8 protein-coding genes are annotated in these 11,984 nt (G+C 47.4%); 5 read left to right on the plus strand and 3 right to left on the minus strand.

What is annotated here, in order from left to right; all coding sequences use genetic code 11:
* Window positions 1-297: 297 nt before the first annotated feature.
* Window positions 298-4,683, plus strand: a complete 4,386-nt coding sequence (locus tag EXT46_RS06955) for a putative Ig domain-containing protein (RefSeq protein WP_130146218.1) — start codon at window positions 298-300, stop codon at window positions 4,681-4,683.
* Window positions 4,684-5,133: 450 nt separating this feature from the next.
* On the opposite strand, the gene EXT46_RS06960 is transcribed toward EXT46_RS06955, so the two are convergent.
* Window positions 5,134-5,622 (minus strand): hypothetical protein, encoded by a 489-nt coding sequence (locus tag EXT46_RS06960; protein WP_130146220.1) that lies wholly within the window; start codon window positions 5,620-5,622, stop codon window positions 5,134-5,136.
* 823 nt (window positions 5,623-6,445) lie between these two features.
* Here EXT46_RS06960 and EXT46_RS06965 point away from each other — a divergent pair.
* From EXT46_RS06965 to EXT46_RS06970, 3 genes are read left to right on the plus strand one after another with little or no spacing between them, the layout of a single operon-like run.
* Complete coding sequence (locus tag EXT46_RS06965) at window positions 6,446-6,757, plus strand: hypothetical protein (protein ID WP_130146222.1); 312 nt, start codon at window positions 6,446-6,448, stop codon at window positions 6,755-6,757.
* 10 nt (window positions 6,758-6,767) lie between these two features.
* Window positions 6,768-6,932: a hypothetical protein gene (locus EXT46_RS18860; protein ID WP_165381075.1), complete on the plus strand. Its 165-nt coding sequence runs from the start codon at window positions 6,768-6,770 to the stop codon at window positions 6,930-6,932.
* 37 nt (window positions 6,933-6,969) lie between these two features.
* On the plus strand, window positions 6,970-7,119 hold the full coding sequence (locus EXT46_RS06970; RefSeq protein ID WP_240701095.1) for an ATP-binding protein: 150 nt from the start codon (window positions 6,970-6,972) through the stop codon (window positions 7,117-7,119).
* Here the strand turns inward: EXT46_RS06970 and EXT46_RS06975 are convergent.
* Window positions 7,106-7,978, minus strand: coding sequence for a cyclase family protein (locus EXT46_RS06975; protein WP_165381076.1), 873 nt, complete (start codon window positions 7,976-7,978; stop codon window positions 7,106-7,108). The two genes, EXT46_RS06970 and EXT46_RS06975, sit on opposite strands and share 14 nt — an antisense overlap.
* A 148-nt stretch (window positions 7,979-8,126) precedes the next feature.
* Between EXT46_RS06975 and EXT46_RS06980 the strand changes: the two genes are divergently transcribed.
* On the plus strand, window positions 8,127-10,127 hold the full coding sequence (locus EXT46_RS06980; protein WP_130146226.1) for a fused MFS/spermidine synthase: 2,001 nt from the start codon (window positions 8,127-8,129) through the stop codon (window positions 10,125-10,127).
* Window positions 10,128-10,162: 35 nt separating this feature from the next.
* Here EXT46_RS06980 and EXT46_RS06985 read toward each other — a convergent pair whose 3' ends face one another.
* The gene (locus EXT46_RS06985; protein WP_130146228.1) at window positions 10,163-11,962 is read right to left on the minus strand and encodes a PKD domain-containing protein; all 1,800 of its coding nucleotides are present in this window, start codon (window positions 11,960-11,962) and stop codon (window positions 10,163-10,165) included.
* Window positions 11,963-11,984 lie beyond the last annotated feature (22 nt).

The raw sequence follows: 11,984 nt of genomic DNA on the forward strand, positions 1-11,984 counted from the left end.
AACCCAGCCCGCCTTTGACACTTACTTTATTCAGCGCCTTTCTTTAATGGCAAAGTAAACACTTTGTTACCTATACACGCTCACTTCACTATAAAACGCTCAGCAACTCACCACTTGTTAACGAATCAGCGCTGCCCTTTTTTCAACCAAAAAGTAGTAAGTAGTTGTAAAATAACTGCTTATTAAGCATATACTTTAGTATTGGTTTATTGCAAAAAAGGTAAAACCTTTTGACTATAGAGTCATAACTCTATTCAATACATTTCCTTTTTTTGGAACTTTGAATTGGATTAAGTTGTGAACATAACAATTAAAACAACATTCTTTGTCCTTGCTTTAATAACACTTGCGGGCTGTGGCGGTGGCAGTGGCGATAGTGAGCCCAGCGCAGAACCAACTCCTCCGCCAGAGGAAAATACCGAGCAAGGCGGTAATAATACGGCAGTAATAGAAAAATCATTGCGCCTCAATGACGCCCAAGTCGGGGTCCAATATACGCAAAAAATCGCCTTCCAATTACCTGGCGCTGTGTATCAATATGAAGTGGAATCCCTGCCCAGCTGGGCCACGTTTAACGAGGCCACTAAGGTGCTCTCGGGCACGCCACAAGCCGCTAGCAAAGAACAGGTAGTGATAAATGTGAGTGCCGATGACAACCGTTGGCGCTTCAGTGGTTATCTACAAGTGCAAGCTGCTCAGCCTGTTAACACTGAGACTTTGAATTTGGCAGGAGCCATGACTAATGAGCCGTATTCCTATCAGCTCACTTTAGATTTACCCGAGGGGCAATACACTTATAGTGCAGAGCAATTGCCTGACTGGTTAAGTTTCGATTCGCAAACACTTACGCTCAGTGGCACGGCTACTAGCAACGAACTAGCTCAATTCGTGATTGTCGCAGAGGGCACTCAGGCTACGTGGCGATTTGAATCGACCTTGCCAGTGCGCACTCTAATCGCTAAGCCAATGGCGTTTGCCAGTGGTTTAATCGGCGCGACTTATGAGCAACAGCTGACCTTTGATTTACCCCAAAGCGACTATACATTTAGTGCCGAGACGCTACCAAATTGGCTATCTTTTTCTGAGCAAACACACACTCTCAAAGGCGTTCCGCGCAATGAAGGCCTGTATAACGTTGTTATCGATGCCATCGACCACGCCCATATTTGGCGTCTCTCAGGGGTTATCCCGATTCAACCTCATGGCGATAACGCAGCCACCATCATTACCCTTGCTAACGGCATCAAAAATGAACCTTACTCACACCTCTTGGATCTTGCGTTACCTGCAGGAAACTATGACTACCAGGTCACGAGCAAGCCGCAATGGTTGCAATTTAACACCTCAGAACAGCGCTTGTCCGGCACGCCGACCTCTGCGGGCGTTTTTGTATTTGCCCTTAATGCGTATCAAAATGAACAGACCTTCTCGTTCAAGGGTGTAATTCAAGTGACTGAAGCTCAGTCGGTGGCACTGACTTTGCCCTCTGCCTCGGTGGGAGCAGATTATGAGCATACCATTTCAGCTTCTTTGCCTGAGGGTGATTACACTTATACAGCAAAAACACTGCCTTCTTGGGCATCATTCGATCCCGCCTCGTTGCGTCTGTCTGGGGTTGTTAGCAATAGTAGCAGTCAAGATGTGGTTATCTACGCCAGCAATGGCCTACAGGCATGGCGTCTATACGGGGAAGTAGATGTCTCTGGAACAACCACAGTGCTTAACAAACCGCTTGCTCTACCCATGGCTGATGAAGGGCAAGCTTACAGTCATACCGTTGATTTTCAACTGCCATCAGCGCAGTACAGCTATGAGCTTGAGCAAGCGCCGGGATGGCTTAATTTTAATGCGCAAACGCAGGTTTTATCTGGTGTGCCATTAAGTGCGGGCAATAGCCCTGTTGCGATTCGCGTCACCGGCGATGGCAAAGTTTATCTGTATCGCGGTGAGCTGCAGGTAAAAGCGAAAGCCGATACAATCAACAAACCCTTAAACTTACCTTCGGGCATTAGGACAGCGGCGTATTACGCACAGGTAAACTACGCACTACCCAGTGGCGACTACAGCTATGAAGTGCTAAACATCCCCTCTTGGCTAAGCTATGACCCCCAACATCACACGGTGACGGGCAAACCAACCCACCCTGGGGTGTTTAACATCAAAGTAAAAGTGGCTTCTGACGAGCAGCAATGGCTGTTTAGCGGCGAGATAGCAATTGAAGATCACAATACCTACCTAAGCCGCGATGTTATCGATTTCTATGCTCGCGATTACAGTTACCAGCCTCGCCAGCTTCGGGATGATCTAAGTGGTGAGCTGGCAGCAGAAATTCAATTTGTGCAGTCACATGCAGTCGCACCTAACAATAATTATCAGCGCAACAGCAGTGATGAAACACTGTCTCGGTACATGCCGAGTGTGGTTGCTCAGCGTGAGGCGTTGATACTTTTTTTACCACATGATGGCAAAAACATTGACGGTGTCAGTGCCAAAATAGCCTTAGATGGTCAAGCCGTTTTAGACCTTGATTTGAATCACCCCAACACCTTGCCTCGCGCTGATTTTCAAGGCGGTGACGGTGTCGCCTACTCCACTAATGCTTGGTGGGCAATTTTACCTTGGCAGCATGTTAGAAATGGACTCTCTATTGAGTTCTCCTCCGGGCAAGCTTCAGGCACTCTGAGCGCGGACAGTATTGATATCGCCGATGCTTCGCACATGGTATTTAAAAGTATTCGCTTGGGGATGCTGACATACTACGATGAAAGCAATGGTCATTGGACACTGCGCGATCCTGTTTCTGCTGCCACCGACTATTTTCAAACGCTGCCTATCTCCAGTCTCGTGCTCGCTAGCTACGATGGCCAAGAACTGGATAAAGTGATCATTCGCGATGGGACCATTTACGACAAAGAGCGTGATGTGTCGAGTGCTGTTGAGGGCGGCATTTACTCCGGTGATATGCGTGGCGATGTCGCAAAATCTCAAGTCAGCGTGGGCATAAATATGGCCGATTATGGCTATACCAGCAACAGTATGAACCAACGCTACAGCCATGTGTTCAAGCAAATCACCAACCATCACGCATGGGGGCAATACACTAACGGACGTATCAAACACGGCTTAAGTGGCGGTAACGGAATTGGCACTCTTGTTTCCTCATGGGGCAATGAGGCCAGCCATGAATGGGGCCACGCTTATGGCTTGGGCCACTACCCTGGGCAAGGACTGACCACCGATGGACGCTGGGCTGTGCACCACAGTGACAGTGGCTGGGGATGGATAGCTCATCGCAAACGTATGCGTGCCAATATCACGGCTATTAATAGCGATAATACCTTTGGCTTTCATAAAGACGCCATGTCTGGCGGGTGGGAGAATTCGCCTTTCTCTGTGTATACCTATTACACCGGATTTACGGCTCGTATTATTCAAAATAATGTCGCTGGCTTCCCTGTACCGGATGCTAGCTACGAGTCTGGCTATAAAAAGTGGGATACTGACAGCGGTGCTTACACACAGCACATTTCCTCACATCCAGCGCCTGTAAAAGTAGGAGTCCCGGTGGCGACGATTCTTGGGGGATACGATCCCGATGGCAATAACGCTCTCATCTACCCAGTGTTTCATGGCAATTACGGGAATATATACGATTTACCAGCGCCCGACTTGAGTGCTAGCGACGATCAATGCTGGGTGAGTGTCAGTAATGCGGCCGGTGAGCAGCGGCAGATCAAAGTATCAGCAACACGCCATGCGAGTAATTCCATCAACCAGTTGCACTTTAATTTAGAAGCGCAATTTAAGCCCACCCAAGCGGTGCTCACTTGCCGCAGAGATGGCACTGATGTAGAACTCACCCGCACTCAGTTCAACGGGCTTATTCCTGAATTACCGGTCGTTGCCCAAGTTGGTCAAGAACACGGCTTTAAGCAATTGAAAGATCGCGATTTCGAAGAAATCGAGGCCGAGCTACAGGCGCTAAGCGAGGATGCCAGCTTCTTACCTGCCAGTGTTGCCTATAAAGTGGCAAGCTATGAACTAACGGAGCTATTACCTAATTTGAGTGAGTCTAGCCGTGCCAAGTTAACGCGTATTCATAACTTGGAAGCAGCGGTGCAAGGCCTGCGCGCACTCATTGCCCATGCCCAAGCTCAAGGGTTAGACGCACCGACCTTTAAACAACGCGTGCTGACGCACTTGTTAGCCGAAGGGTTGAGCGATAGCAGTGACCTGACATTATCAGGCAGTGAGGTACAGGGTAATAACTACTTTTTTAGTCACGATGGTAACGCAGGAAGCAATGTGCAGTTAGTTGCCCGCACTGACGATAATCAAGGCCAACGCACGCAATGGGTCTTTGACGATTTAGGTCGCCTGCATCCAGTCGCCACGCCTTGGCTATGCGCCGAGCAGGTGGGTAGTGGTGTCAATCTAACATCATGCTCAACCAGCAATACCGCCCAACAGTGGCTATTTAATGCAACCAACCCTTGGGTTATTAAAAACGCCTCAACCAGTAAGTGCTTGGACTTTGATCGCACCAACATCAAGCTGATTCCTTACGGGTGCCATGGCGGTTGGAACCAGAAATGGTATAACTTGAGCTTCAATAGTGAGCTGTGGCTCTCTTTATTAAATGCCAATGAGCTCAAAGTATTGCATGAGCTGTTATTAAACTAGGTATTACACAAAAAAGGAGCATTGGCTCCTTTTTCTTCTTTAAAACAGCACAACTGCCGCTAAGGCTTTCAATTTATAAGGCACCAAGAGCGCTCAGCGTTGAAATCGCCCAAAAAACCTCTTCATTTATATACTGAAAATGATATTACTCTAATGATGTGAACGGGCAAATTGGGGGGGCTTTCTTCTTTGGAATGAACTGGCTGCCGATGCAGCCTGAGTGTTCTTTTTAACTATTTTATTGGACAAGGCCCAATAGCGTTAAATGGTTTGCTGCGGCTGAACAGGTCAACCGTCTTTTTTGACCCCGAGTTAGTACTATTCTGATAAAGAAACCTGAAGAGTAAATAGAAAACAACTGATTTTTTGTAGTTTATCAACAGTCCTAAGGAGCCCGTATGTTGAGTAATAGTATCACTCCACACTCTAGCTCCCTGATTTGATTAAGCACTAATTAACTGTTCTGACTTCGGTTACTTCGAGCTGTTTAATTAGTTTATTGACAAATGGCTTAAGCTGGTGTTCGCTTCTCTGTGAAAAAGAGGACATTGACTCAGCTAATTGCACTTTTAATGAAGTTAATTCATCAAAGCTCTCACCTGAGAAATCCATGAATACAATCCCATTAAACTGAGAAAGCCAGCGATCAAATGAGTCGGGATTGTCAGCCAACATAGGCAGCATAATATCAGGGTGATGGATAAGAGCCATTATTATTGGAATTGATACTTCAGCTGTTGTTGCTCCATCTCTGTGGTACCAAATCTCAACTAAAGTATTTGTAACAGGAATAAGCTCATAAGACTTATCTCTGGATACTGTTTCTTCAACCTTGTCGTAGTTGTTTAGTAGCCACGAAAGATTATTTTCATTTTTCAATGATGTTGCATGAGCTGATAAAGAAAAAATTGAAAACACTAAAAAAATAATTTTCCTCATTGCAATTCCTACCTATCGAACTCATTAGTGATAATAACGTTTATTTGCTCTGACTGTGAAATTGCAGAAAAGATCTCACTCAGTGCTTTTCTACTATTACCTACATAATAGTGTTTTTCAGCTTGAACTCCCCATGATTTGCCAGGCATTAAACAGCCCTCGATGTTTTCATGGTGATTACCTGCATGAATCAGGATCTTAGTTCGACCAAGAACTCCTTGTAACTCATAAACACTTAGATACCCGTTGAAGAGTAAATTTCACGTTTCCGTTTACTCGTAAAACTTCCTGCCTACCAACCGAGTTGTTTACTTACCGCAATCAGTCTCATGTTTGTTCTACCACCCTTGTTAGCAGATTTAGGAAGAGCTGACCAGTGAAGGTATCAGCGCTATAGAACTATCAATAAGGAGATATATACTATTTAAGCTCTGAGCAGTATGCGACGGCTACTTGCTCAGCGAATCTCCCTTCTTCGTCACCAGATAACGTAAAAGGGGGTTTACAGTAGCAGCCAAGCAGCATTTATATCAACTCCCACGAATTGCAGGTGTATAATTAGCAAAAAGAATTGGGCTCGATTAATGAAGTAGTAACTTCCTATTTAATGACAGCTTATCCGCTCGTCCAAGCTCATGCGAGCGTAGCTGACGTACAACGCTAATTTAACACATTTTATTCCCACTTTTACTATTGCGCTCTCCCACTGATGGGAAAAACCAGTGCCATATATATATAAAATATTTATATATTTCATAACTTTAGAATCTGACACAGATTTCGCTAAAGGCTAGGTATCGTATTCATTAACCTGTTGTCATCTATGGGCATCAAGCACAGCTTAGCGAAAAACAAAACCTCCTCGCGCCGGCCATTAATCTATGGCGCAGCCTTGGCTGTTCTGATCATCATAACGGCAAGTATCGGCTTTTCGTGGCGCTGCCAAAGTATTGATCCCAATGCCCTGACGCTTGCCACCGTGCAGCAAGGCCCCCTCAATACGCACGTATCGGGGTATGACGAACTGCGCTCTAAATACACACGGTTTTTAACCGCCAACCACCAAGCCCAAGTTGAGCAGGTGGTATTACGCCCCGGCGCGCGTCACCAAAGACGATGTTATTTTACGCCTTAGCAACCCGAGCTTGGAGCAGCAATTAAATCGAGCCCGTTTTGCTTTAGCACAACAACGAGCCAACTTTGAGGCATTAAAGCTTGCCCAGCAAAGCGAGCAACTCACTGCCCAAGGTAATCTCACCTTGCTAAAAAGCGAGCTCGCCGGAGCCAAACTACGCGCTCAAGCTGTATGATAATGGCCCTGGCATAGATAATCCCGATAACCTATTTGTGCCATTTTACTCCACCAAAACCCAAGGCACTGGCATTGGATTAGTATTGAGCAGAGAGATAATTAGAGCTCAAGGCGGTGAGTTAACACTTACCAACCATTCTCAAGGTGGGGCGTTAGCGCAAATATGTTTACCTAAGGCAAAATAGCAAAAGCGTTCACCGCCATTCCCGTAGCTCCACGAACACGAGGCGGGTTTAGCACCAACATAAACTCATTGCTTTTGCCCTTTGCAAGCGCCTCACTGAGCGCTTCTAGGTTAAGGTTTTCAACAATATAAATACCATGTTGTGCGAGTAAAATGCGGTGTGCGGGAAAACGCGTTCCACTCTCAGGCACCACCTCGAAACTCAGTTGATCAGCGCCTGCTAAGAATACGTGTTGCTGTGCTAGCCACTGTGCCGCACTCTGCCCTGGGCCCGGGCGAGGTCCGAGGTAAGTTGCATTGTCAGTATTAAAAAACTGGCCAAAACCGGTGCGGATCAACACCGACATCCCAGCTTTAATGCGAACCTGTTGTGCTTTGGCTGTATCCTGCAAATCCTTTACGGTAATTTCGTATCCGCCAGGTAAGTGTGACACCCCTTTAAAACGCGCCACATCAAGTAACGCGGCACGATTAAGTAAGCGCTCGCGAGGATATTGCTCAATGCCAAGTTCCTTAAGGCCCCGAGCGCCATCGATATCATCGGTGCTGATGCCACCATAGGCCTGGCCATTGTGGCCAATATGGCCAATGGCATCAAGGTTGGGCGCGCCATGCTGGCCGCTAAAATACATAATGTCGGCGGCAAAAGAGAGCTCGGGGATCATCCCTTGGGTATCTTGATGATTATCCATCAGCGCCAACGCATAAGGGGGATTAAAACTCAAAAGCGGGGAGTTGTGATCCCACACATGATTGAGCTCAATAACGCGTGCTTTGGATAAACTCTCCAATAACTTAGCTTGGGCACCTAAACCGCTGTGAGTAAACATCAATGCAGCGAGTAACAGTATATATTTCATAGCGTTTCCCTGTTGTGATTGTGACATCCTGCTTGAGTATAGGCCAAAGTAAGAGCAACATGAGCGACTGTACAGCTCCTTTTCCCCATTATGGTTAAACATGGTACATTAGCGGGCGTTTTTTCGCTCACGTACTCATTCACCCCCTATGCTTGCAATTATTCTTGTATTTCTCAGTGCTTTTTTACTGTTTCAAGTCCAGCCGATCATGGCCAAAATGCTGTTACCCAGCTTTGGCGGCGGCACCCAAGTATGGACCGCTTGCCTGTTGTTTTTTCAAGCCTTTTTATTGGCCAGTTACGGCTATGCGCACCTACTCTCAAGCCGCTTTAAGTTAAAGAATCAGTTTATTGTCCACGGCTTGCTGCTGCTCGTAGGAGCTCTAGCATTACCTATTGGCACCCAAGCCTTAGCCGCCCCGGGTGCTCACCCAGCTTGGCAGGTGTTATTGCAACTAAGTATTGCTGTAGGCTTACCCTACTTTGCCCTCGCCGCAACGGCCCCATTGATGCAAAGCTGGCAGGCAAAGGTCGATAACGAGCATGCCTATAAACTCTATAGCTACTCTAATATTGGCTCGTTTTTAGCCCTACTTTCTTACCCATTTGCTATTGAGCCTTGGTTCGCTTTAGGCTATCAATCGTGGCTCTGGAGTGGGTTATTTGTGGCATTTGGCGTCGTTTTTTACGGTTATATGGCACGCTTTTACAATTTGGCGAAGCGTTTAGGTACTACCGAGCAAAGTGCGTTTCGTGGCGGGCTTCATCACAAATGGTTACTATGGTTAGCCCTGAGCGGCTGTGGGGTGATGATACTCACTGCCAGCACCAACGCCATTACGCAAAATGTCGCCCCGGTGCCGTTTTTATGGCTTTTACCGCTGGCGTTGTATTTGCTGACCTTTGTTTTATGTTTCCACTCAACCAAGCTTTACCATCGGGTATTTTGGTTGGCGGCTCTTTCGGTGTGCGCGCTTATCGCCTGCTTTTTGTTTTTCATTGGCAGCCAGTTCGATATTGTCAGCCAAGTAGTCCTGTATTCCTTAGTGCTGTTTGCCGCTTGCATGGTGTGCCATGGTGAGCTGGTTAAAGCCAAACCTAACACAGATTATCTCACTCAGTTTTACTTGTTAATGGCCCTAGGTGGGGCCTTGGGCACGGCGGCCATCACCTTTGTTGCGCCCCTCGTATTCACCTTGTATTACGAATACCCATTAGCCATTGCCATGGCCTTGATGCTGTTTGCTGTCGCCGTGCTACTTGATAAGCAGCACCAAAGATCGCCATGGTTAGCCGGCAGTGCTGTTGTTGGCGTGGCCATCTCTGCGCTGTTATTTCTATGGCTAGACAGTCAGTTTAAAAGTAATGATATTACCCGTTTGCGCAACTTTTACGGCTTATTAACCGTGACTGAAGTTAATATCGACAACCGCGTTGAACGACGCCTGATTGATGGCACCACCACCCACGGTGTGGAAGTGTTGAGCGGCCCAGGACAAGGCGAGCCACAGAGTTACTACCGACAGCAAACCTTGGTTGGGCAAATGCTCTCAGAGCTCTCGGCAAACGCCAAAGTCGGTTTTATCGGCTTGGGAGCGGGGACGTTGGCTGCTTATGGCAAGCCAGGCGATCACTACCATTTCTACGAGCTTAACCCCAATGTACTGGCAACGGCTAAAAGCCAATTTAGTTACTTAAACGCTTCAGCTGCGCAGCAGCATTATCACTTAGGTGATGGTCGCGTGACCTTATCTCAGCAACCCGCGCAGCGTTTTGATGCACTGGTGCTGGATGCCTTTAGCGGCGATGCCATCCCCATGCATTTGCTAACACAAGAGGCCACCGACCTGTATCTTAGTCATCTCAAGGATAACGGCATGCTGGCGGTGCATATTTCCAATACCCATTTGGATTTAACACCTTTGATGCGCGGCTTGGCTGAGCATTTTGAATTAGCCATTGTTTACAACGAAAGCAAATCGCAACAGCGCCATGGTCACGATGTGCGCTGGGTCGTGCTTAGCCGCAGCGCTGAGCGTTTGGCATCGCTGCGCTCTAGCCAATCTCCTTGGCCAAGTACAACCACACCCTTTGTGTGGCGCGATGATTACAGTAACTTGTTGCAGGCGATGAAGTTTATGGGCGATTAACTTAAAAAAGGCGGGAATTCCCGCCTTTTCTTTGCCTACTCGACTATCAGCACCTTGGCATGCGGATAGGGCGTACGCACTATGCCATCATCGGCATAAACCTCAACTAAATACCAACCTGGATCACTGACCGTTATCGTGGTCTGTGCTGTGCTTGTCGATGAGAAGGTAGCAGTGGCATTTGTTGGCGGCTCGACTCGCCATTCGTAAGTCAGCGGGTCGCCATCAGGATCGCCTGCGTTAACCACCAAGCGAATGGGCTGATCCGCTTTTAGCTCATCCAAGACCTGCATGCCAAGAATATAGGGCTGGCGATTGGTGCCCGCTTTAACCTGTACCGACATAACATGAGGCTCGCTCGAGAGTTCACCATCAGAGGCCGTTACGCTCAGCGTATAGGTACCTGCCTTATCGAATGTGAGGCTTACCTCATTGTTTTCTAAATTGCTAAGCTGCGCCTCACTTTGTGCTGGTTTATTTATCAACTGCCACTGGTAAGTGAGTACATCACCATCTGGATCTTGGCCTTTGGCGATAAAAGAGGCTGTTTTATAAAGCTTCACTTGGCCCGATGATAGCTCGATTTGAGCACTAGGCGCACTATTAGACGATGTGACACGATGGATCAATGACTTTTGGCTCGTTAAAGCCCCATCAGACGCCTGCAGCGTTATTTTGTAATCGCCTGGGTCTTGCGCTAAAAAGGTGGCTTTGGCGCTGGTTTCATTTTCAAGACTGTATGCGGCGCCTTCTGGTGCTTCTATTTGCCATAAAAAGTCTAAGGTATCGCCATCAGGGTCTGTAGTTGCTGAGCCATCGAGCGTCACTTGCTGATAGGTTTTGCTTGAGCTTGGAGTGTTTAATAGGCGCACAAAGGGCGCGCCATTGTTAGCTGTTGCGGTGATCTCTTGGGTTGCCACAACATATTCTCCAGTGCTTGCCGTAAGCCTTAGTTGTACTAAATAAGTACCGGCGGCATCTGCGGTAAAAAGCGTTTCAACAGCATCGTGAGTAGAGAGTTCGGCGCTGCTACCTTGGGGTTTACTCTTTAACTGCCAAGTAATTCCCACCCCTTCGTACAGCTTGCTATTTGCTGCGCTGAGTTTAATTTCGTTGCCCACCTTTACGCTGCTAGGGGCCGAAATCACCGGCTCTAAGGATTGTTCTTGAACAGTAACTGTGCCTTCGGTGCTGTGCTGTAACTCACCGTCATCAACAGTTAAGCGAATGGTATACTTACCCGCTGATTGAGCCTTAAATAATGCCTGAACGCCGGTATGGGCACTAAGTTGAAACTCGGCAGAGCTATTATGAGGCTGTGCTTGCCACTCATAATTTAGCGTATCGTTATCCGCATCGAAGCTTGCTGAAGCATCTAAATGAATAGTTTCATTCTTACCAAAATGTGTTTGCGCCAATTCAAAGCGCGCCACCGGCGCAGTATTATTGCTACTGTCAGCGACAGTAATGGTGGTTAGCACTTCACTGCTATTATTGTCGCCAGCGTCTATCACCAGCTTGAGCTGATAAGTCCCCGCGACAGTGGGTATAAAGGTAGGCTTCAACGTCTCTTTGTCAGTGAGTTCAACTGCGCCATCTTCAGGCACACTGTGCCATTGCCAAGAAAAACTGCCGCCACGAGGGATCACACTTTGGGTCGCATCAAGCTGTATTCGTTGTCCTCGCTGAGCCTGAGTGACCGTAGCAACATGAGCCTTGGCCGATTGCGAGGTGTTCTCTACAACGGGTGTCGCATCCTTGTTACTGTCGCTTCCTCCACACCCCGATAGCGTTAAACAAAATAATGGGCAAAACAAAGCAAGTCCTTTGTACATTTCTATATCCTTATAAAGTTCC

Source organism: Pseudoalteromonas sp. CO325X (assembly GCF_004208955.1).
Lineage (GTDB): Bacteria > Pseudomonadota > Gammaproteobacteria > Enterobacterales > Alteromonadaceae > Pseudoalteromonas > Pseudoalteromonas ruthenica.

Bases quoted from the DNA above. Each gene is read 5' to 3' on its own strand.
- EXT46_RS06980 (WP_130146226.1), top strand. From the start codon at position 8,127: ATGCTTGCAATTATTCTTGTATTTCTCAGTGCTTTTTTACTGTTTCAA.
- EXT46_RS06975 (WP_165381076.1), bottom strand. From the start codon at position 7,978: ATGAAATATATACTGTTACTCGCTGCATTGATGTTTACTCACAGCGGT.
- EXT46_RS06960 (WP_130146220.1), bottom strand. From the start codon at position 5,622: ATGAGGAAAATTATTTTTTTAGTGTTTTCAATTTTTTCTTTATCAGCT.
- EXT46_RS06985 (WP_130146228.1), bottom strand. From the start codon at position 11,962: ATGTACAAAGGACTTGCTTTGTTTTGCCCATTATTTTGTTTAACGCTA.
- EXT46_RS06965 (WP_130146222.1), top strand. From the start codon at position 6,446: ATGGGCATCAAGCACAGCTTAGCGAAAAACAAAACCTCCTCGCGCCGG.